Origin of the sequence: Rhodococcus sp. NPDC076796, from assembly GCF_040702765.1 — a bacterium.
GTDB lineage: Bacteria > Actinomycetota > Actinomycetes > Mycobacteriales > Mycobacteriaceae > Rhodococcoides.
In genome coordinates, this window is sequence record NZ_JBFBMS010000003.1 from 777,151 (window position 1) to 797,463 (window position 20,313).

Consider the following 20,313-nt stretch of genomic DNA (forward strand, 5'->3'; position numbering starts at 1 on the left):
CCTCTCCTTCGAAAATCCCCGCATTGCTTGCACGTCAGGCTACCGCCCCGGGTCCATCGGGCGCAGAACCTGCCGAGTGCGCGGCACCCAATCGCCGCACTGCATCTGCCAGCACGGTCGGGGTCGATCCGGCGAAGCTCAACCGGAGCGAGTGACGGTACTGCGCACCCGAAGCGAACGCCGTGCCCGGCACGAAGGCAACTCCGTGATCGAGTGCCGCGTCGAGCAACTCGCCGGTGTCGGTTCCGTCTCGGAAGGTGGCCCAGGCGAACATCCCTCCCGCGGGGCGCGAGACGATGAGCCGAGGACCGAACTCGGCGACGAGAGCAGTAGTCAATGCCGTTGCACGAGAGCCGTACTCGCGTCTGAGGACCGTCAGGTGGGCGTTCAGCCACGCGGTGTCGCCGAGCATCTCCGCCGCCATCAACTGTGTCATCGAGGATCCACACAGATCAGCGCCCTGCTTGAGCAGTTCCACCGCCGCACAGACGCTGGGCGGGGCGACGAACCAGCCGACACGGAGCGTCGGAGCCAGTATCTTCGACGCACTCGACAGTCGGATGACGCGATCGCTGTGACATGCGATCGGCAGCGGCGGAGACTCGATACCGGAATCCGTTGTGTCGAAGAAGATCTCACCGTACGGGTCGTCCTCGATCACCCAGAATCCGTAGCGATCCGCGAGCGCCGCGAGGTGGCGTCGACGCTGCTCGCTCATCGTGACTCCACGCGGATTGTGGAAGTTGGCGACGGTGTGGACCACCGCAGGCCGCAGTCCGGCCGTCAGTCTGCGTTCGAGTTCGTCGGTATCCATTCCGGTATCGGTGATGGGAATGGACTCGATGCGCGCTTCGGCGATCGAGAAGACCTGCAGCGCACCGGTGTACGCGGGTTCGTCGACCACGACGACAGCGCCCGGGTCGATCAAGGCCTGCGCGAGCAATGCCAGGGCCTGCTGCGAACCGTGCGTCACGATGACGGACTCGACCGCAACGGGCACTCCCCCGCGCGCAAGCGTTTCCCTGGCCGCAACGATGCTGCGCAGAGTGCGGTGGCCGGATGTCTCGCAGTACTGGACCGCGTCGGGGCGACGAAGCACAGCCTGCGCTGCTGCGGCGATGCGGTCGATCGGGATCAGGTCGGTGGCCGGTAGACCTCCGGCCAGGCTGATCACATCGTCGCGCGCAGTGAGAGCGAGGAGGTCACGAATGGCCGAGCTGGTGAGCGATTCGGTGCGCCCGGCCAAGCCGGCGGGAAGGTATGTAGAGGACATGAGAAGGACTCCGGGGCAGCAGGAATGGGAGAACGGCCCGCGGATCCGCTGAGTCGAAGAAGGAGCGGACGGGTGTGTCCACTCCTTCGACTGTCTCACGTGCTACCGAAATATGAAACGCGTTTCTCGCATTGTGAGATCAGTCCAGATCGTCGTGCGCCATCAGCTGACGCGCGGCCTCGATGACCGAACCGGACAGCGACGGGTATACCGAGAACGTGTTGGCCAGGTCGTTGACCGAGAGGTTGTTCTGCACCGCCATCGCGATCGGCAGAATCAGCTCCGATGCGCTCGGGGCGACCACGACGCCACCGATCACGACGCCCGTGGCCGGACGACAGAAGATCTTCACGAAACCACGCTTGAGTCCGCTCATCTTGGCTCGCGGATTGGTGGTGAGCGGCAGCATCACCACGCGTGCGGGCACGTCACCGGCGTCGATCTTGGATTGCGCAACGCCGACCGACGCGATCTCGGGCCGAGTGAACACCGCCGAGGCCACGGTCTTGAGCTTGATCGGGCTGACGGCCTGTCCCAGTGCGTGGTACATCGCGATGCGTCCCTGCATCGCCGCGACCGAGGCCAGCGGCAGCAAACCGGTGCAGTCACCGGCCGCATAGATGCCCGCGACCGCGGTACGCGAGACGCGGTCCACCCGCAGGTATCCACCCTTGTCGAGTTCGATGCCGACGTTCTCGAGTCCCAGACCGGAGGTGTTGGGCACCGATCCGACGGTCATCAACGCGTGACTGCCCTCGACGGTGCGGCCGTCCGACAGCGTGACGAGAACTCCGTTTTCGGTGCGAACCACCGAGTCCGCGCGGGCGTGCTTGACGAGGGTGACGCCGCGCTCGTTGAACGCGTCCTCGAGCACCAGAGCGGCATCCTCGTCCTCGTGCGGAAGGACGCGGTCGCGGCTCGAGACCGCGGTGACCTTGACGCCCATCTCGGTGTAGGCCGAGACGAACTCGGCACCGGTCACACCGGATCCGACGACCACCAGGTGCTCGGGGAGGGCCTCGAGGTCGTAGAGCTGACGCCAGTTGAGGATGCGTTCGCCGTCGGGTTCGGCTCCCTTGACCACGCGAGGGCGGGCTCCGGTTGCGATGAGCACGACATCGGCGTCGAGGATGCGCTCTTCGCCATCGGCGAGCACCGCCTTGATCTGGTGCGAGGCCATCCCGACGTGGGAGTCGATCATCTCGGCGCGTCCGGCCAGCAGTTGCACGCCGACGGAGGTGACGCGCTGGGCGATGTCGGAGGACTGTGCTTGGGCGAGGCTCTTCACGCGGTCGTGAATCTTCGGCAGTGCGACGGCGGCCTGCGATGGATCGAGGGAGATGCCGAGGTCGCTGGCTCGACGCATCTCGGTGCGAATGCCGGTCGAGGCGATGAACGTCTTCGACGGCACGCAGTCCCAGAGAACGCAGGCACCGCCGATACCGTCGGAATCGACGAGCGTCACCTCTCCGCCGTGCTGTGCGGCAACCAACGCTGCTTCGTACCCTGCCGGACCACCACCGATGATCACAATCCGGGTCATTGATCCTCTTCTCGCATGCTCGAAATCTCTCGCTGTGTCGCGTCAACGGTATTCCAGAGGCTGCCCCCGCGCGTCGGTAGGGCTGGCTTCGTTCGGCCGATAGGAGGCCGGACCTGGGGCGACGCACCGAAACACGACCACGAGGCGTCAGTGTGCACCGATACGGTTTAGGCTGGCCGACGTGCCAATTTATGCCGCCTACGGATCGAACATGCATCCGGAGCAGATGTTGCAGCGATGCCCTCACTCGCCCCTGTCGGGAACCGGGTGGCTGCACGGATGGCGGTTGACCTTCGGCGGTGGAGACATCGGCTGGGAAGGCGCGCTGGCGACGGTCGTGGAGGATCCCGACTCGCAGGTCTTCGTGGTGCTCTACGACGTATCCGAGGAGGACGAGGAGAGCCTGGATCGCTGGGAGGGCTCGGAACTCGGTATTCATCGGAAGATCCGACTGCGCATCGAGACCGGCCGGGAGCCCGTGCTCGCGTGGATGTACGTACTCGACGCCTACGAAGGCGGCCTGCCGTCGGCTCGCTACCTCGGCGTCATGGCGGAGGCAGCCGAAATCGCCGGTGCCCCAGCCGAATACGTGCGAGACCTGCGTACCCGGAACAGCCGGAACGTCGGTCCGGGTACCGCCTCGTAGCTCGAAGGACGGATCAGAAGTAGTTCTTCATGACCGACGCCACCCAGGTCGGCTCGGTCACGTCCGCACGCTCGGGAACCATCGATTGCAGGAACGGCTTGACGTCGAACACCGGTGAGCCGTCGATCGCGTCGAGACCTCGCACTCGGATGCGCAGTCCGTCGACGTCGACGATCTCGCACCGGGACACCCCGAGATGATTGGGCCGGTCCTTGACCCGTTGAGCGAGGACACCCACCCGAGGAAGAGTCGTGTCACCGCGGGGGTGGCGCGAACCGGTGGTCGTCGCGGCGGGATCGCACAGGTGGAAGCCGTAGACCACCTCGAGGTGCGAGAACTCGTCGAGACCGAGGGTCGCGTCGGCGTCGAGGACACTCGCGTCGAGGTCGATCACGGCCTCGACCGATCCCCAGTTGTCGTCCACCACCTCAGCGCGATCGGATCTGACGATCCCGATCGGCGACACGTCGAATGCCATCTCGTCTCCTGTCTCTAGTTCGGATCCAGCGCGATACCGGTCATCACCTTCACGCCCACGGCCAGTGCTCGTTCGTCGAGATCGAAGGTGGGTTGGTGGATGTCGAGTTGCGGTCCGGTGCCCGGCCACACACCGAGTCGAGCCATCGCGCCCGGCACTCGTTCGAGGTACCACGAGAAATCCTCGCCGCCGCCGGACTGCGCGGTATCGGCCAACGCGTCGGGTCCGACCCGGCCGATAGCCTTCTCGAACGTGTGCGTGGACGCCGGATCGTTGACCACGGGAGGCACGCCGCGACGGTAGTGCAGCTCGAAGCGGACACCGGTCGGTGCGAGCAACCCGGTGACGATCTCGCGGACCAACGGTTCGAGCAATGCCCAGGTCTCGTGGTCTCCGGTGCGGACGGTGCCGGTCAGCATGCCGGTCTGCGGTATGGCATTGGGGGCCTGGCCCGCGACCACCGCTCCCCACACCATGACCGTGCTGGTCCGCGGGTCGACACGCCTGCTCAACATTCCGGGTAGGCCGGTGATGACGGTGCCCAACGCATAGATGAGATCGGTGGTCAGGTGCGGGCGAGACGTGTGTCCGCCGGGCGAATCCAGGCGCAGCTCGACGGTGTCGGCCGCGGAGGTGATCGCGCCGAGGCGCACGCCGACCTGCCCCACCTCGAGCCGCGGATCACAGTGCAGCGCAAAGATCTTCGTGACGTCGTCGAGCGCTCCCGCGGCGACTGCGTCGAGGGCACCGCCCGGCATCACCTCCTCGGCGGGCTGAAAGATCAGGCGCACCCCGTACTCCAGGTGCGGCAGTGACGCCAGCGCCAATCCGGTCGCGAGCAGCACCGTGGTGTGCGCGTCGTGCCCGCAGGCGTGCGACACCCCCGGCACGGTCGACGAGTACACCGCGCCGGTGTTCTCCTGCAGCGGTAGGGCGTCCATGTCCGCCCGCAACGCCACCCGGGGACCGTCGGGTCCGATGTCGCAGATCAACCCCGTTCCGCCGGGGAGCGGCTTGGGTGACAGACCTGCTGCTTCGAGATGCTCCATCACGAACGCGGTGGTACCGAATTCGCGTCGAGCAAGTTCCGGATTGGCGTGAATGTGCCGACGCCACAGAGACAGATCTGCCGTGTGCGCGTGAATCCACCGATCGATCGCGTCTTCGCGGGTACTCACGACTGCGCCGCCGAGCGAGCGATCACGCCGTCGAGCAGACGGGCGCGGGTACTGGGATCGGCTGCGGCACGCGCGGCAGTTCTGGCGAGACCGAGAGCTCCGTCGAACAACGCTCGATCGGCCGACTCGGTGACACACGCGGCGGCGAACTCCGGCTGATGCGTCACCGCCCCTCCTGCATCGAGTCCGACGACGGGATGAATACCGGGTAGAACATTCGTCACGTTTCCCATGTCTGTACTGCCCAACGGGCGAAATCCTTCCAAATCCGGAGCCAGGGGCGCTCGGCCCAGCGCTTCGATCTCCTGCCGAAAAGCCGCGACCAGCCACGAATCCGGCGTCAACGCCGCGTAGGTGGGCGACACCGTGCGGATCTCGTGGGTACACCCGGTGGCGATGGCTCCCGCCTCGAAACACGCGTACGTCTTCGCCGTCAGAGCGTGCAACGATTCGGTGGTGTTCGCGCGCAGGTAGTAGAGCAACTCGGCGTGGCCGGGCACGATGTTCGGTGCCACACCTCCGTCACTGACGATGCCGTGCAACTGCTGACCCGGCGAGAGGTGCTGCCGTAGCAACCCGAGTGCCACCTGACTGATGGTCACCGCATCGCCTGCGTTGATTCCCCATTCGGGAGCGGCCGACGCGTGCGCGGCCCGGCCGGTGAACTTCACGGCGATGTCCGCCAGCGCCAGCGAGGTCGCACCCACGATGTCGAAGGGGCCGGGATGGACCATCAACGCCGCGCCGACGCCGTCGAACACTCCTCGCTCGAGCATCAGCACCTTGCCGCCGCCGGTCTCCTCGGCCGGGGTACCGAGCACTCGCACGGTGATGCCGAGAGCGTCGGCGACCGGAGCGAGCGCAAGCGCAGCACCCACGGCCGAGGCCGCGATGATGTTGTGCCCACACGCATGACCGATCTCGGGCAGGGCGTCGTACTCCGCACAGATACCGATGACGAGATCGCCACTTCCGAACGACGCGGTGAACGCGGTGTCCATGCCTGCGACGGCTGTCTCGACCTCGAAATCGTGGGCTCGGAGCGTATCGAGAATCTTGGCGACGCTGCGATGTTCGGCGAACGCGAGCTCCGGTTCCGCGTGAATCGAGTGCGAGAGCGCGACCACTTCGTCGGTGGCGGCGGCCAGGGCGCGGTCCATCGCCTCGCCCACAGCAGCACTGTTCGATTCGTCGATCACGAGAGACAGTGTGTCACTAGCGCGACCGAGTGTCGGAACAGCTGTGCCGAGTCGGGGGTGAAGACGGTCCTCCTACTTCCCGAAGCTGAAGTTGCTGTCGTCGGTCGCGGTGTTCAGCGCGGCGAGCAGATCCACGTGCATACGACTCTTGATCCCGGCCAGGTTCGCACCTCGGGTGCTCGTCAGCGCCGCCGCCTTCGCGACCGCGTCGGACACGAGCGATTCCTCCGATGCCGTCGCCTCGACGATTCCGGCGGACACGGCGTCGGCTCCGCCGTAGCGGCGACCGGTCGTCATCGCCTCGACGGCGGTCTGCTTGGGCAGCCGGGAGTTGATCAGAGCAGACATCCCCACGGTGAACGGCATGTTCAGGTTCACCTCGGGCAGACAGTAGAAGCCGCGATCGACGCGTTGGATGCGGAAGTCGTGGGAGGTGGCGAACATCGCGCCTGCGCCGAATGCGTGCCCCTGCACAGCGGCGACGGTGGTCATCGGGAAGGCGAGCAACCGGGTGTAGAGAGTGTGCACGCGGTCGAGGTACCAGGTGATCTTGTCCAGGTTGGCGAACAGCCAATCGGTGTCGAGACCGTTGCTGTAGAACTTGCCTGCCGACGTGGTGACCAGCGCCGCCGGGCCGGTCGAGGCCTCGACCTCGTCCAGCAACGCATGCACGGCGTCGATCCAGTCCGGATGCAGTCGGTTCTCCGGATTGTCCGAGCCGTTCTCGGCACCGAGGAACAGGATGTGGACGTCGCCGTCGCGTTCGAGGTAAGGCATGCAGCGGATACTACCCAACGGTAACTTCTCGGGATCGAGAGTGGCCGACACCGGAGAACGAGGTAGCTGCTCCGGCTACGCGAACGGTCTCGGCCCGAACCGGTCGGCCGGGTCGGATTCGACCGAGATGCCCGCCTCCGCCAGCGCCGGTGCGATCTCGCCGATCGACGTGATGTCGTGCAGCCATGTCGGTTCCGCGAGGTCGAATCGTTCTCCGAGAAGCCCGCTCACAGACCATGCAGCCACCACTGCGGTGGCGTCGGATTGTTCGCTCCCCGTCGCCCAGACTCGGGTGCCGTCGGTGGCCCGCGCCATCGTCACCCAACGCTGACCACCCGGCATTCGCGACGGGACCAGCCTCGCGAGCGCAGGCATCCACGTCAGCGCCCGCAGGCCGAGCGTCGCCGATCCGGTATCCATCCGGATGTACGTGCGGACGTCGACTCCGAGCGTCGCAGTCAATCGATGTTGATCGGCGAAATCTGCCCGAACTGCCGATGCCGGGCGGTAGCCCACTCGATCCGGCAACTCGAAAGCCGTCCGTCGGGTGAAGTTTCGGACCGTCGTGCCATCGGGATCGACGAAGCTCTTCCCGAGCAGACCGTACGTCCATTCGGTCGCCGCCACGCCGTGCTTCTCGCCGGCACCCAGTCCGATGAGAATATCCACCGGGCCCGCAGTTCCGGCGAACGCCTCCCTCGCGAGCATGCCGGTGAGCCCCGGCGCGATTCCGACGCCCATGAGTACCGGACCGTGGATCGATTCGAGGGCGCGCACGTACGCGGTCGACGCCGAGATGTCGACGAAGGGAATGCCTCGGGCGGCGGCCATTTCGGCCAGCCGAGGATCCTCGCGCCCGGAACAATTCACCACGACCCGGACGCCGAACAACGCCGAACGGTACGAGTTCGCGTCGGCGAGGTCGACGACTCGATCGGCGAGAGTCCCGTCTCGGCCCGCCACAACGATGTCCCATCCCTGCGCACGCAGCAGCCGAACCACCCTTCCGCCGACAGCTCCATATCCCCCGAGGACCAGAACGGACATCGCCACACCTCCTGTAGTCAAGCACTAGAGTGCGACTCTAGACCTAGACTCTACGAGGTGGCAACCATGGACCCCAAGTCAGCACGCAGGAAGATCCTGGACGCTGCGGCGACGCTGTTCTCAGGCGCGGGATACAGCGCAACAACCATCAAACAGATCGCTGCGGAAGCCGGCGTAGCGGTTCAGACGGTGTACTTCGTCTTCGGCAACAAACGCTCGATCCTTGCTTCGGTGCTCGACATAGCGGTAGCGGGTGACGACGAACGGATCGGAACACTCGAGCGCACGTGGGTTGCCGACGCCATCGCTGCACCGACCGCCGCCGGACAACTCCGCATCCACGCCGCGGCCGCCCGGGAGATCTGCTCACGTGTTGCCGGAATCCTGTTGGCCGTCCGCGCGGCCGCAGGCACCGACAGTGACATCGCCGAGCTGTGGCGCACCAACGTGGAACAGCGCGTCACCGTACTGCGGCATCTGATGGAGGCTTTGGCCTCGAAGGCGCCCGGCATGGACATCGAGCGATGCGTCGACATCGGCCTTGTGGTCTCGAGTCCCGAGACGTACTCACTGCTCGTCGAGGACCGGCAATGGTCCGCACAGACTTACGAAGACTGGTTCGTCGAGTGCCTCTCCACTGCTGCCGGGTGCGCCCGGTAGCCGACATCGGTACAGATCTCCTACTGTTGGTCATCGTGGCAACCACCGACGCACATGCGACCGACCCCGTGACCGATCCCGAGGGTGCCGCGCGCACCGCCGCCGACGCACTCGCCGAAGCAACCGGAGTCGACACCCACACCGTGGCCATCGTCCTCGGCTCCGGATGGCAGGCAGCAGCCGACGTGTTCGGCTCCCCCACCGCGACCGTGCGCATGGCCGACCTGCCTGGCTTCGCGCCACCGTCGGCGTCGGGCCACTCCGGCACCATCACCTCGGTGGACGTCGGCGGCACCCACACACTGCTGCTGCAGGGACGCACGCATGCCTACGAGGGCCACGACCTGCGACGCGTCGTGCATCCGGTACGGACCGCGATCGCTGCAGGTGCGACGACCGTCGTTCTGACCAACGCTGCGGGCGGTATCCGAGACGGCATGAGCGTCGGGCAGCCCGTGCTGATCTCCGATCACCTCAATCTCACGGCCCGTTCGCCCCTGGTGGGGGCCGAGTTCGTCGATCTGGTCGACGCGTACTCCCCCGAACTTCGAGCGCTTGCCAGCGAGATCGATCCGTCGCTCGAGGACGGCGTCTACGCCGGCCTGCCCGGCCCGCACTACGAGACGCCCGCCGAGATCAGGATGCTGCGCACGCTCGGAGCCGACCTCGTTGGTATGTCGACGGTGCACGAGACGATTGCTGCCCGCGCGAAAGGCGCACGCGTCCTGGGCATCTCGCTGGTGACCAATCTCGCGGCCGGAATGACCGGTGAGCATCTCGATCACTCCGAAGTGCTCGCTGCCGGCAAGGATTCCGCCGCTCGCATGGGTGCGTTGCTGCACGAGTTGGTCTCTCGCCTGTGACCGAGGAGCTCACCGAGCGGGTACAGCGATGGATCGCAGGCGATCCCGACCCGGCTGCTCGCGAGGAACTCGACGGCCTGCCCGATGCCGAACTCGCCGACAGGTTCAGCGGTCCACTGACATTCGGTACCGCGGGTCTTCGTGGCCCGGTGCGCGCGGGACCGAACGGGATGAACGTGGCAGTGGTGACGACAACCTCGGCCGGCATCGCGGCGTGGTTGATCGAGAACGGTCTGGCTGGATCCACCGTCGTGGTCGGTCGCGACGCCAGGAACGGCTCCGAGCAGTTCGCATTCGCGGCCGCCGAAACCTTCTCCGCCCAGGGCTTTTCCGTGGTGATGCTGCCTCGGCCGCTCCCGACCCCCGTCGTCGCCTTCGCGGTGCGGGCACTGGACGCCGAGCTCGGCGTGCAGATCACCGCGTCGCACAATCCCGCCGCGGACAACGGGTACAAGGTGTATCTGCGAGGCGGGTCGCAACTGATCCCGCCGAGCGACGCCCAGATCGAAGCGCTCATCGCGGCTACTCCCGACGCGATCGAGATTCCGCGCGCGATCGTGCAGCCCGGCGGCTCCGACATCGCCGCGCGATACCTGGATTCCGTTGTTGCACTCCCACGTTCGACGCATCGAGACGTCCGCATCGCACTGACTCCACTACACGGCGTCGGCGGTGAACTCGCAACAGCGGCGCTGCGTGGAGCGGGGTTCCGCGATATCCGGGTGGTCGAGGAGCAGTTCGAGCCCGATCCCGAGTTCCCGACCGTCACGTTTCCCAACCCCGAGGAGCCTGGCGCAGCCGACGCGGTGCTCGCGCTGGCGGCCGAGATCGACGCCGATATCGCGATTGCCCTCGACCCCGACGCCGATCGCTGTGCGATCGGGGTGCCCACGGACGGTGGGTGGCGCATGCTGACCGGCGACGAGACCGGGGCCCTGCTCGCGAACCATCTCCTCGCCGATGCGCCCGCCGACTCGCTGGTGGCCAACACGATCGTCTCGTCGCAATTGCTCTCGGCGCTCGCTCCGGCGCGCGGCGCTCGGTATGCCCAAACCCTGACCGGATTCAAGTGGCTCGTCCGCGCGGGCGAGGGCCTCGTGTACGCCTACGAGGAGGCCATCGGGCACTGCGTCGACCCGAACGTGGTGCGCGACAAGGACGGTATCTCGGCCGCGGTGGTGCTCGCAGATCTGGCCGCCGGCCTGAAGCAGGATCGGCGCACCCTGCTCGACGTATTGGACGACCTCGCGGTCGAGTTCGGCGTACATCTGGGATCGCAGGTCTCGCGGAGGGTCGAAGCCCTCTCCGAGATCGGGAACATGATGCACCGGTTGCGCAGCGCACCGCCGACGGAACTGGCCGGTCGGGCCGTCACTGTGCTGGACTACGCCCAGCGCGACGACGAATTGCGTACCGACGCAGTCGAGATCAGCGGATCGGGACTGCGGGTGATCGTGCGGCCGTCCGGTACCGAACCCAAACTCAAGGCCTACCTCGAAGCGATCGAGCAGGTCGACGGCCCCGAGGACCTGCCGAGGGCGCGGACGGCAGCAGGCGAGATCCTCGCCGAACTGACCGACTTCGCCCAGCACCTCTAGGCGTCGACGAACCCTCAGAACAGCGCCGACTGCACCGCAGGCAGATCGGACGTGAACTCCCCGAGTTCGATGCGCCGACCCTTCAGTGCCGCCAGATCCACGACGTAGGTCTCGTCGTCGACGGTCGCGATCACCGCCTGCCCGACGCATGTCCTGATCTCGAGTCCGTGGGATCCGGTGGCGACATCCGCGGGGTAGGCGACGCGGCTGACGCTCTCGCTCAACGCTTCCCGGCCTGCGGGCGGGGCCCATCGCTGATCGATCGGGGTGCATCCGGCTATGCCTGCCTCGGTCAGCATCTCGCGGACCTGCTCGGCCCGGGCAGCGGCGGCGGCCTCGAGCCTGTCCACGTCGATCGGCAGGCACAACGAGGCGGCTTTGGCCGCGGACCGCACCGCTTGCCGTAGTCCCAGCGATTCGGTCACGAGATCCTCGGCCACCCGGACGGCCTTTCCGTCGTCGGCGTGGGCGACGTACCGCGCGCAGATGGCACCTTGCTCGGCGAGCCTGCCCCATTTACGCGTGTCCGCTGCCGTTCCGATCTTGAAAGTGCCGTTGGCGAACGCCGCCAGATACAGCCAGTGCGGTTGCATGACATGCTTTTCCAGGTCCCGCGAGACGAATCCGCTGCGATGCACGGTGTGCACGAATCGAAAGCTGTCCTTGTCCGCGCACGTCGCACACTGCCCCGACGCGACGGCCCGCTCCCTGCCGGGGCACGGCACGTAGCGCGGCGGTCCGTCCGCCCGAAATGCCATGCGCCCGGTGCAGTACCGATCGGTCGACGCACCCGGCGCACGGAAACCGAGCCTGCGGCCGACCAGTTCGCGGAACTCGATCTGCTCGGTGTCGACGTCGAGCACCCGCAAACTCGGGCGCGGTGCAGGTGACGCCGCCGAGGGCCAGGAGACGCCGAGGACCAAACTCGCCGCGGCAGCGCTCGTCAGCGCGGGCCGAACTGACGATCGCCCGCGTCACCGAGGCCGGGAACGATGAAGGCGTTGTCGTTGAGGCCGTCGTCGATGCTCGCTGCCACCAGCCGCACCGGCAGACCCGAGGCTTCGAGCGCGGCAACTCCTTCGGGAGCAGCAACGACGCAGATGGCGGTCACGTCCGCCGCACCGCGGCCGACGAGGAGTTCGATCGTGTGGACCATGGATCCGCCGGTGGCGAGCATGGGGTCCAGTACGTAGACCGGCGTCTGCGACAGGTCGTCGGGCAGGGACTCCATGTACGGCACGGGCTGATGGGTCTCCTCGTCTCGGGCCATCCCGACGAAACCGACGCGGGACTGCGGGATGAGGCTGCTGGCCTTCTCCACCATGCCGAGACCTGCGCGCAGAACCGGGACCAGCAACGGCGGTCGAGCCAGCCTGGTTCCCTCGGTGACCGCGACGGGCGTTCGTACCTCGAAGGTGTCGATCGCAGCATCGCGGGTGGCCTCGTAGACCAGCATGTGGGTGAGCTGGCGCAGAGCCGACCGGAACGTGGCGTTGTCGCTGCGTTCGTCCCGCATCGTGGTGAGCAGGGCTGCGGCCAGTGGGTGATCGACCACGTGTGTTTCCATGCCGACAAGGATAGGACTCGGTCGGCAGGACGCGAACGGCAACTCGCGGGAACCGAATGGCACGTACCCGCGTCGAACCAGTTGGGCGTCGCACTCGGCGACCGCGAATCGATTGCATTCTCAGGGGGCACTGATGGCCGAGCTCGTCGTCGAAACCGAGGGGGTCCTCGCGTACGGTGCGGTGGCGTCGACCATGGCCGAGCAGATCGCGGCGGCGGGTGCTGCCGCCGCCGCATGCGGCCCGGCCGTGCTGGCTCCGGTCTTCGGCCTGATCGGACAGGAGTTTCTCGGTGCAGTCACCGGCACCCATCTGGCGCACACCGATGCTGTGGTGCGTCTGGCGGGCACGGTGGCGAGCATCGGTTCCGCGGCCACCGCATCCGCGGTGTCGTACGCCCTCACCGATGCCGGCACCGGCGCAACCGTTGCGGCCGCGGCCGCCGGTATCGCGCAGGACGCGCGGTAAGCGCCGATGATCGATCTGCTGGCCCGTCCCATCGTCGATCTGCTCGGAGCCTTCGGCAACGGGGCGCTCCCCACCGGCGGTCCGGCCGACGTACTGCGGGTGTCCTCGGCCGCGATCGAGGCTGCTCAGGGAATCGGCAGGGTCGCGGTCACCGAGCTCGCTGCCAACTGGAACGGTGCGGCCGCCGACGCGGCCATTCGCTACGCCGAGAACGCTCATACGAGCGCAATCGCCCTCGCCGACCACGCCGACGACATCGCTGCCGTCGTGGATCAGGCCTGCCGCGACACCCATCAAGGCTTCCTCGAACTGCAGGCGATCGTGCAGTCCTTCGTGGGAATCGCACTGTCGGCCGGGCCGATCATCGCCACCCCGCCGGGGCAGACCATGTTGATCACGGCGGCCATCGAGCACCTCGAGCGAGCTCTCGTGGTGGTGGCGCGCGTTCGAGGCGAATTGGCAGTCCACACCGCGAAAGTCGGTGAACTGGCCGCTCCGCCGACAGTTCCCGCCCCCGTGGGCGGCGAACCGACACCTGCCCCCGGCTCACCCTCGAATCTCATGACCTCGCCCGCGACAGCACAGGTGATCGAGGCAGGCGAGAAGCTGGCGAAGACGTTCGCGCAGTCCGTCTCCGCCCCTGCCGCAGGGGCCGAGTCGTCGAGCAGCGGCGGTGCCCAGAACTACCTGGGCAATCCGGGCACCGATCCCTCCCGAACCACCGAGAGCACCGGCCGGGGAGTCGAGATACGGCTACCCGACGGCAGTACCGTCACCGCGCCCAATGCCGAAGCCGCGGGTGCCGTCCGCAGCGCACTGACCCAACAGGGTGTGCCCTACGCATGGGGCGGCACCACGCCGGGCAGCGGGCTCGACTGCAGTGGACTGACACAGTGGGCGTACGCACAGCAGGGCGTCGAGATCCCGCGTCTGGCACAGGAACAGGACATCGGATCCGCCGTGGCACCGGGTGAGGTGATGCCCGGCGACCTCGCAGTCTGGGACGGGCACGTGGCCATGGTCATCGGAAACGGTCAGCTCGTCGAGGCAGGCGACCCCGTACAGGTGGGTCCGATCAGAACGACCAACAGCGGTATGGGCTTCAAGGGCTTCTACCGTCCGACCGAATGAGGGGCCAGACAATGACGGACTCGGACACCCCCGTCGTCAGCGCGGTATCGGGAACTCGATCGGGATCGGTGACGGTGCGCGCCACCGAACACGGACTGCCGATCGGAATCGTCATCGACGATCGCGAACTGCGATACGGCGGAGGCGCATTGGCGTCGACGATTCTCGAGCACTGTGTACGGGCGCGTGCCGCCGCACGAGCTCAGCGCCGCACCCTCCTCGCCGAGGACGGCGTTCCCACCGAGGTTCTCGATCGCCTCGGCCTGCCCACCCGGGCCCGAGTCGCCGCCGAAGCGAACGAGAATCTCGCAGAGGACTCCGCACCCACGAGTTGGTTGAAGCAGGTATGACCCACGCCCACACCACCGAACTCGACGCTCTGGTCGGCAGCGCTCAGCACCGGCTGGACGCGCTTCGCGAAACGCACGAGAGACTGGACCGCATCAGAATTCGACTGACGTCGCCGGACAACCTGGTGACCGTCGTTGCCGATGGAACCGGTGCCCTGGTCGGGCTCGAACTCGCCGAGAACCTCGGATCGGTTGGCGCTCACGCACTCGCGTCGACGATCACCGCAATGGCCGCGCAGGCCGCCGTTTCGGCGCTCGACCAGCGCGAGGCGATCCTGCGAAGTCTGCAGGGTTCGTTCACAGATTCCTGAGATAGGCTTCGCGCCATGGCTGGAGACATCATCCCGATCGAACTCGGTCTCACCGCCGGTGACTTCTCGACACTGTGGGCACCGGAGTGGCGAGAAGGCGACGACGAGTGGGAGGCATTCCTCGGACACGAGGAGGACCTGTACGGATTCTCGACCGTCGCGGAGCTCGCGGCATTCGTCAGATCCGACGACGACAACGATCTCGTCGACCATCCGTCGTGGAAGGTGGTCTCCGCACTCGCCGCATACGAACTCGAGCCCGACGATCTGCACCGCTTCGATCTGGTGGCGGTGCCGGAATTGGTGGCCTCCGACCCCGAAGCCGACGTTCTCGCCGAATTGCAGGCCACCTTCGACATCGTCTCCTCCATCGGCGATGTCTGCGAATTGCGTCCTGTCACAAGCTTTTTCGGCTCCAACCCATTCGTCGGTGCCGTCGGCGGAGGCGTCGAGAACTTCCTCGGTCGCGAGGGCGGCGAACTGTGGGACCGCATCGGAGCGGCTGTAGCCAAGCACTGGGACGACGTGCTCGACGCCGTGGACTCCGTCGTCACCTCACCCGATGTCGACTCCACTGCCGTTGCCGTCGCCGAAGCCGAGATCACCGCAGCGGCAGAGAACGCCGTCGACGCCGATGACGTCACGGACGACATCGACTCCGATTCGGACGACAACGAAGACGACGACGACGACGATTCTGCCGAGGTGGACCGCGATCCGATCGCCGCAGCCGCAGCCGAAGACACGTTCTGGACCACTGTCGGCATCGATCCGATTCGCATCATCACCTCGGACGACACGCTCTACACCCTGCGGTGCTACCTCGGCGACAAGCCGGTGTTCCTCGGCCGCGGCGGCGCCATCAGCGTGTTCGGTTCCGAGCGTTCGTTGGCCCGGTACCTGGCCGACGATCACGACCACGATCTGGCACAGGTCAGCACCTACTCCGATGTTCAGACCGCCGCCATCGACGGCTCCCTCGACATCGCGATCACCGACGACAACGTGTACGTGCTGCCCGGCCTGGCCGACGACCTCGCCGAGGGGCCCACCTCAGTAGACGTCGACCAATTGGACCTGGCCGTCGAATTGTTCACCGATGCAGCCGATTTCGCCGGTGATGATTCCGTCGACGAAGCTCTCGCCACGTCCACCCCGCTGGGTTGGTACGTCTCGTACACCCTCGAGCCCAGTCCTGATCGGCTCGCTCCGAGCGCGCCGTTCGACGTCGAGGCCGAAGCATGGCGCGCCCTCGAGCGTGAGTTCGAGAGCCGGCTGCGCAAGAAGTAGCCGCCCGCCGGGCCCGATCGATCAGCCGATCAGAACTGCGTAACCGGGCTTGATGACGTCGTCGATGATCGCCAGTCGCTCGTCGAACGGCAGGAACGCCGACTTCATCGCGTTGATGGTGAACCGCTCGAGATCGCTCCAGCCGTAGCCGAAGGTCTCGACGAGCTTGGCCATCTCGCGACTCATCGAGGTATCGCTCATCAACCGGTTGTCGGTATTGACGGTGACTCGGAATCGCAGTCGGGCAAGCAGATCGAACGGGTGCGTCGCCAACGATTCGGCGGCCCCGGTCTGGACGTTGGAGCTCGGGCACAGTTCGAGGGGCATTCTCGTGTCGCGGACGTAGGCGGCCAGCAGACCGAGTTCGTGCTCACCGTCGGCGCCGGTGGTGATGTCGTCGGTGATCCGCACTCCGTGACCGAGCCTGTCGGTGCCGCAGAACGCCACTGCTTCCTGGATCGACGGCAGACCGAACGCCTCCCCCGCGTGAATGGTGAAGTGCGCGTTGCTCGCTCGCATGTACTCGAAGGCGTCGAGGTGGCGACTGGGAGGGAAGCCGGCTTCGGCACCGGCGATGTCGAAGCCCACGACGCCGCGGTCACGGAACCGGACCGTCAGCTCGGCGATCTCCCGCGAACGCGCCGCGTGCCGCATCGCAGTCAGCAAGGTGCCGATCGTGATGTTCTTGCCGCGCACCTTGGCCGCAGAGATCCCGGCTTCGAAGCCGGCAAGGGTATGGGTGACGACCTCGTCGAGGGTCAGGCCGCGCTCGAGGTGCTGTTCCGGCGCGAAGCGCACCTCGGCGTACACGACGCCGTCGTCGGCCAGATCCTCGGCGCATTCGCGCGCCACTCGGAACAGCCCTTCGGGGGTCTGCATCACGGCGACGGTGTGCGCGAACGTCTCGAGGTACCGCACGAGCGAGCCGCTGTCCGCGGCGTCGCGGAACCACTCGCCCAACGCTGCACCGTCGGTGGCGGGAAGATCGCCGTAACCGCATTCGTCGGCCAGCTCCAACACGGTCTGCGGGCGGAGTCCGCCGTCGAGGTGATCGTGCAGCAACGCCTTGGGAGCTGTCCTGATCGACGCGAGATCGAGTGGCGCACTGCCACCGATCGAGGACTGAGTGTTCTCCGCGGTGCTCATGTGACGACGGTAGCGTGCGGCCCGCGCGCACGCGCGTCCGCCGGAGCCGATCGGCGAGTCCGCGGATTCCCCCGACCTCCGCCACTTACGCGACCCATTTCGTTGCATTGTTACTCCGATGAAAACAATTCCGTCGATACACAGCGGATCGGCGACGGAAATCGTAGTGTTCAGCAAACACACGCGGCCGATTCTGTCGGGTCCCCCTCCGACGTCCTCGGTCGACTCGAACCTCGGAGAGACCTATGTCCACTGTGGAACCGCCGAACACCCTTCCGGGTAAAGGACTCAACACCGGCGCTCTCGGGCTGGTCGGCAACATCGTCATCGGCTTGTCGGCGGTCGCCCCGGCCTACAGCCTCGCCGCGACACTCGGCTACGTGGTTCTGGCCGTCGGCGACAAGGCACCCTCGATGTTCCTCATCGCCTTCGTTCCGATGCTGCTCACCGCCTTCGCCTACCGCGAACTCGGCCGCGACACCCCGGACTGCGGAACGTCGTTCACCTGGGGCACCAAGGCGTTCGGACCGTGGGTCGGCTGGATGGCAGGGTGGGGCCTGGCAGTCTCGGCGATCATCGTGCTGGCCAACGTCGCCGAGATCGCCGCCATCTACCTTTTCGAGTTCCTGGGGCTGTCGGGATTGGCGGAGTCCACCGCGGCCAAGGTCGCCCTCGGCTCGTTCTTCATCGCCTCGATGACCTACGTCAGTTTTCGCGGCATCCTCATCAGCGAACGCATGCAGAACGTGCTGCTGGTCGTGCAGTTCGGTGTGCTCATCGGAGTGTCGGTGACGGCACTGGTCAAGGTGGGCACCGGTACCGCCGGACCGCAGGCCATCACACCCCAGTGGAGTTGGTTGGTCCCGACCGGAGTGACGATGTCCGACGCGGCCCAGGCCATCATCCTGTGCATCTTCATCTACTGGGGATGGGACGCCTGCCTGGCCGTCGGCGAGGAAACGAAGGACTCCGAGAAGACGCCGGGACGCGCCGCGGTGATCACGACGCTGATCCTCGTCGCGACGTACGTTCTCGTCGGATACGCGGTCCAGTCGTTCGCCGGGTTCGGCGATACCGGCATCGGTTTGAACAACCCGGACAACGTCGACGACGTGCTCACCATCCTCGGCGGTCCCGTCGCCGGCTCGATCGTGGCGTCGCTGCTGCTGTTGACGGTCTCGATCTCGGCTCTGTCCTCGACCCAGACGACCATCCTGCCCACCGCGCGCGGAACCCTGTCGATGGCCGTCTACGAGGCCCTCCCCAAGCGGTTCGCCAGCGTCCATCCCAAGTACATGACGCCCGGCTTCGGCACCCTCGTGATGGGCGTCGCGGCACTGCTGTTCTACCTGGTGCTCACCTTCGTCAGCGCCAACGCGCTCCAGGATTCGGTGGCGTCACTGGGGCTCGCGGTCGCCTTCTACTACGGCATCACCGCCTACGCGTGCGTCTGGTACTTCCGTCGGACATTGTTCTCGTCCGCCCGAAACCTGTTCATGCGCGGCATCTTTCCGCTTCTCGGCGGGCTGTCCATGACGTGGGCGTTCGTCCAGAGCGCAGTCGACATGATCAAGCCCGACTACGGTTTCACCGTCTACGGTCCCGTCGGCGGAGTGTTCGTTCTCGGTGTCGGCATGCTGGTACTCGGCATTCCGCTCATGCTGCTGTGCTTCGTGGGGAACAAGGACTTCTTCCAGGGCAAGACACTCACCGCGTCGACCGACGTCAAGGTTCCCGACACTTACTAGAAGAGAAGGACACCTCGCTCATGAAGATCACCGTCGGCTACCTCGCCACTCCCAGCGGCGACGACGGCGTAGCCCTGGCCACCGCCCTCGCCCGCGCCCTCGACGCCTCCATCGACATCGTGCTGGTCATGGCCGTCGACGAACCTGTCATGGAGGGCAGCGGACCCTACCGAAAAGTTCTCGAGGCCAAGGCGCGGGGCTGGGTGGACGACGCGGCCGCGCAGGTACCGTCGGGCATCGAGGTGACCACGCACGTGCTCACCCACGAGTCGTTCGCCCGCGCCCTGATCGACTTCGCGGTGAACACCGATGCCGACATGATCGTCGTCGGCGGTGCCGGTGACGGCCTGCTGAACCGACACTCGATCGGGTCGGTCGCCAGTCAACTGCTGCACGCGTCGGAAGTGCCGCTGGCACTTGCCCCTCGGGGCTACCGGCTCTCGAACGCACCGATCACCGACCTGACCGTCGCCGTCCCCACTCGGGCCTCCGCCCCGAATCCGCTGCCCTTCGCCATCACTCTTGCCAGCGCGGCGCACGTACCGGTGCGGTTGGTGTCACTGGTCTCGCTCGAGCCGACCGGGGCCCCGAGCGACGAGACGTCACTGGACACCCGTCGACGACAGGTCGCTGCCGCGCAGGACAATCTGGACCACGCGGTGCGCACGCTCCCCGATATCGAGGGCCTGCAGTCGGTCGTCGCCGACGGGTCGACGCTGGACGAGGCGATGGGCAACCTCGACTGGAAGCCGGGCGATGTGCTGTTCCTCGGCTCGAGTCGATTGGCGACTCCCAAGCGGGTGTTCCTCGGGTCCAGCGCGGCCAAGATTCTGCGTGCTGCGCCGGTGCCGGTGGTCGTGGTCCCGCACGAGTAGAGCGGCTTCGCCGCACGTGAGTAGAAATTCGTAGCAGAGGTCGAGTTTCCGTGCACGTGCGGCGCAGCCGCTCTCATATGGAGGTCGGCCTGTCAACGACGGCATGGTGAAGCGGTGGCACGCACCGTCGTGTGTGCCACCGCTTCCTGTTGCCGGGATGGTGATCG

The 20,313-nt window shown here is 66.5% G+C and carries 21 protein-coding genes; 11 read left to right on the forward strand and 10 right to left on the reverse strand.

Annotated elements, in window-relative coordinates; all coding sequences use genetic code 11:
- Positions 1-34: 34 nt before the first annotated feature.
- Together AB0366_RS13890 and AB0366_RS13895 are read right to left on the reverse strand one after the other, a co-directional pair.
- Positions 35-1,273, reverse strand: coding sequence for a PLP-dependent aminotransferase family protein (locus AB0366_RS13890; RefSeq protein ID WP_366244370.1), 1,239 nt, complete (start codon positions 1,271-1,273; stop codon positions 35-37).
- Between the two features lie 139 nt (positions 1,274-1,412).
- A complete protein-coding gene (locus tag AB0366_RS13895) occupies positions 1,413-2,816 on the reverse strand; it encodes an NAD(P)H-quinone dehydrogenase (RefSeq protein WP_366244371.1) in 1,404 nt (467 codons plus the stop codon).
- A gap of 181 nt (positions 2,817-2,997) precedes the next feature.
- On the opposite strand from AB0366_RS13895, the gene AB0366_RS13900 reads away from it, so the two are divergent.
- Positions 2,998-3,462, forward strand: coding sequence for a gamma-glutamylcyclotransferase (locus AB0366_RS13900; RefSeq protein ID WP_037188123.1), 465 nt, complete (start codon positions 2,998-3,000; stop codon positions 3,460-3,462).
- A 13-nt stretch (positions 3,463-3,475) separates the two neighbouring features.
- On the opposite strand, the gene AB0366_RS13905 is transcribed toward AB0366_RS13900, so the two are convergent.
- The 5 genes from AB0366_RS13905 to AB0366_RS13925 form a co-directional block, all read right to left on the reverse strand.
- Entirely contained in the window at positions 3,476-3,940 is a 465-nt protein-coding gene (locus AB0366_RS13905; protein ID WP_366244372.1) for a TrmO family methyltransferase, read from the reverse strand.
- A gap of 14 nt (positions 3,941-3,954) precedes the next feature.
- Positions 3,955-5,118: a M20 family metallopeptidase gene (locus AB0366_RS13910; protein ID WP_366244373.1), complete on the reverse strand. Its 1,164-nt coding sequence runs from the start codon at positions 5,116-5,118 to the stop codon at positions 3,955-3,957.
- Positions 5,115-6,278 (reverse strand): M20 family metallopeptidase, encoded by a 1,164-nt coding sequence (locus AB0366_RS13915; protein ID WP_366244459.1) that lies wholly within the window; start codon positions 6,276-6,278, stop codon positions 5,115-5,117. The genes AB0366_RS13910 and AB0366_RS13915 overlap by 4 nt, the downstream gene beginning before the upstream one ends.
- Positions 6,279-6,389: 111 nt before the next feature.
- The gene (locus AB0366_RS13920; RefSeq protein WP_366244375.1) at positions 6,390-7,094 is read right to left on the reverse strand and encodes an enoyl-CoA hydratase/isomerase family protein; all 705 of its coding nucleotides are present in this window, start codon (positions 7,092-7,094) and stop codon (positions 6,390-6,392) included.
- 75 nt (positions 7,095-7,169) lie between these two features.
- Positions 7,170-8,141 (reverse strand): hypothetical protein, encoded by a 972-nt coding sequence (locus AB0366_RS13925; protein ID WP_366244377.1) that lies wholly within the window; start codon positions 8,139-8,141, stop codon positions 7,170-7,172.
- Between the two features lie 66 nt (positions 8,142-8,207).
- On the opposite strand from AB0366_RS13925, the gene AB0366_RS13930 reads away from it, so the two are divergent.
- The 3 genes from AB0366_RS13930 to AB0366_RS13940 are packed head-to-tail and all read left to right on the forward strand — an operon-like array spanning position 8,208 to position 11,262.
- Positions 8,208-8,801, forward strand: a complete 594-nt coding sequence (locus AB0366_RS13930) for a helix-turn-helix domain-containing protein (protein WP_366244460.1) — start codon at positions 8,208-8,210, stop codon at positions 8,799-8,801.
- 35 nt (positions 8,802-8,836) lie between these two features.
- Entirely contained in the window at positions 8,837-9,664 is an 828-nt protein-coding gene (locus tag AB0366_RS13935; RefSeq protein ID WP_366244378.1) for a purine-nucleoside phosphorylase, read from the forward strand.
- Positions 9,661-11,262: a phospho-sugar mutase gene (locus AB0366_RS13940; protein WP_366244379.1), complete on the forward strand. Its 1,602-nt coding sequence runs from the start codon at positions 9,661-9,663 to the stop codon at positions 11,260-11,262. The genes AB0366_RS13935 and AB0366_RS13940 overlap by 4 nt, the downstream gene beginning before the upstream one ends.
- 14 nt (positions 11,263-11,276) lie before the next feature.
- Here AB0366_RS13940 and AB0366_RS13945 read toward each other — a convergent pair whose 3' ends face one another.
- Positions 11,277-12,125 (reverse strand): DUF2797 domain-containing protein, encoded by an 849-nt coding sequence (locus AB0366_RS13945; protein ID WP_366244380.1) that lies wholly within the window; start codon positions 12,123-12,125, stop codon positions 11,277-11,279.
- An 80-nt stretch (positions 12,126-12,205) separates the two neighbouring features.
- A complete protein-coding gene (upp, locus tag AB0366_RS13950; RefSeq protein WP_037188128.1) occupies positions 12,206-12,829 on the reverse strand; it encodes a uracil phosphoribosyltransferase in 624 nt (207 codons plus the stop codon).
- A gap of 133 nt (positions 12,830-12,962) precedes the next feature.
- Here upp and AB0366_RS13955 point away from each other — a divergent pair, with 133 nt between their 5' ends.
- From AB0366_RS13955 to AB0366_RS13975, 5 genes are read left to right on the forward strand one after another with little or no spacing between them, the layout of a single operon-like run.
- Positions 12,963-13,295, forward strand: a complete 333-nt coding sequence (locus AB0366_RS13955) for a type VII secretion target (protein ID WP_366244381.1) — start codon at positions 12,963-12,965, stop codon at positions 13,293-13,295.
- Positions 13,296-13,301: 6 nt separating this feature from the next.
- Positions 13,302-14,426, forward strand: coding sequence for an NlpC/P60 family protein (locus tag AB0366_RS13960; protein WP_366244382.1), 1,125 nt, complete (start codon positions 13,302-13,304; stop codon positions 14,424-14,426).
- Between the two features lie 11 nt (positions 14,427-14,437).
- Positions 14,438-14,776, forward strand: a complete 339-nt coding sequence (locus AB0366_RS13965; protein WP_366244383.1) for a hypothetical protein — start codon at positions 14,438-14,440, stop codon at positions 14,774-14,776.
- Positions 14,773-15,087: a YbaB/EbfC family nucleoid-associated protein gene (locus AB0366_RS13970; RefSeq protein ID WP_121870347.1), complete on the forward strand. Its 315-nt coding sequence runs from the start codon at positions 14,773-14,775 to the stop codon at positions 15,085-15,087. The genes AB0366_RS13965 and AB0366_RS13970 overlap by 4 nt, the downstream gene beginning before the upstream one ends.
- A 15-nt stretch (positions 15,088-15,102) precedes the next feature.
- Positions 15,103-16,377 (forward strand): primosomal protein, encoded by a 1,275-nt coding sequence (locus AB0366_RS13975; RefSeq protein ID WP_366244384.1) that lies wholly within the window; start codon positions 15,103-15,105, stop codon positions 16,375-16,377.
- A gap of 21 nt (positions 16,378-16,398) precedes the next feature.
- Here AB0366_RS13975 and AB0366_RS13980 read toward each other — a convergent pair whose 3' ends face one another.
- Positions 16,399-17,523 carry an adenosine deaminase gene (locus AB0366_RS13980; RefSeq protein WP_366244386.1) on the reverse strand — a complete coding sequence of 375 codons (1,125 nt, stop codon included), beginning with the start codon at positions 17,521-17,523 and terminating at the stop codon, positions 16,399-16,401.
- Positions 17,524-17,768: 245 nt separating this feature from the next.
- On the opposite strand from AB0366_RS13980, the gene AB0366_RS13985 reads away from it, so the two are divergent.
- Both AB0366_RS13985 and AB0366_RS13990 read left to right on the forward strand, forming a co-directional pair.
- A complete protein-coding gene (locus AB0366_RS13985) occupies positions 17,769-19,271 on the forward strand; it encodes an APC family permease (protein WP_121870350.1) in 1,503 nt (500 codons plus the stop codon).
- A gap of 20 nt (positions 19,272-19,291) precedes the next feature.
- Positions 19,292-20,146, forward strand: coding sequence for a universal stress protein (locus AB0366_RS13990; protein ID WP_121870351.1), 855 nt, complete (start codon positions 19,292-19,294; stop codon positions 20,144-20,146).
- Positions 20,147-20,313 lie beyond the last annotated feature (167 nt).

Coding starts and splice junctions, on each gene's coding strand:
- AB0366_RS13890 (WP_366244370.1), bottom strand. CDS start 1,273: ATGTCCTCTACATACCTTCCCGCCGGCTTGGCCGGGCGCACCGAATCG.
- upp (WP_037188128.1), bottom strand. CDS start 12,829: ATGGAAACACACGTGGTCGATCACCCACTGGCCGCAGCCCTGCTCACC.
- AB0366_RS13895 (WP_366244371.1), bottom strand. CDS start 2,816: ATGACCCGGATTGTGATCATCGGTGGTGGTCCGGCAGGGTACGAAGCA.
- AB0366_RS13955 (WP_366244381.1), top strand. CDS start 12,963: ATGGCCGAGCTCGTCGTCGAAACCGAGGGGGTCCTCGCGTACGGTGCG.
- AB0366_RS13930 (WP_366244460.1), top strand. CDS start 8,208: ATGGACCCCAAGTCAGCACGCAGGAAGATCCTGGACGCTGCGGCGACG.
- AB0366_RS13980 (WP_366244386.1), bottom strand. CDS start 17,523: ATGAGCACCGCGGAGAACACTCAGTCCTCGATCGGTGGCAGTGCGCCA.
- AB0366_RS13925 (WP_366244377.1), bottom strand. CDS start 8,141: ATGTCCGTTCTGGTCCTCGGGGGATATGGAGCTGTCGGCGGAAGGGTG.
- AB0366_RS13960 (WP_366244382.1), top strand. CDS start 13,302: ATGATCGATCTGCTGGCCCGTCCCATCGTCGATCTGCTCGGAGCCTTC.
- AB0366_RS13985 (WP_121870350.1), top strand. CDS start 17,769: ATGTCCACTGTGGAACCGCCGAACACCCTTCCGGGTAAAGGACTCAAC.
- AB0366_RS13915 (WP_366244459.1), bottom strand. CDS start 6,278: ATGGACCGCGCCCTGGCCGCCGCCACCGACGAAGTGGTCGCGCTCTCG.
- AB0366_RS13970 (WP_121870347.1), top strand. CDS start 14,773: ATGACCCACGCCCACACCACCGAACTCGACGCTCTGGTCGGCAGCGCT.
- AB0366_RS13990 (WP_121870351.1), top strand. CDS start 19,292: ATGAAGATCACCGTCGGCTACCTCGCCACTCCCAGCGGCGACGACGGC.
- AB0366_RS13905 (WP_366244372.1), bottom strand. CDS start 3,940: ATGGCATTCGACGTGTCGCCGATCGGGATCGTCAGATCCGATCGCGCT.
- AB0366_RS13920 (WP_366244375.1), bottom strand. CDS start 7,094: ATGCCTTACCTCGAACGCGACGGCGACGTCCACATCCTGTTCCTCGGT.
- AB0366_RS13965 (WP_366244383.1), top strand. CDS start 14,438: ATGACGGACTCGGACACCCCCGTCGTCAGCGCGGTATCGGGAACTCGA.
- AB0366_RS13975 (WP_366244384.1), top strand. CDS start 15,103: ATGGCTGGAGACATCATCCCGATCGAACTCGGTCTCACCGCCGGTGAC.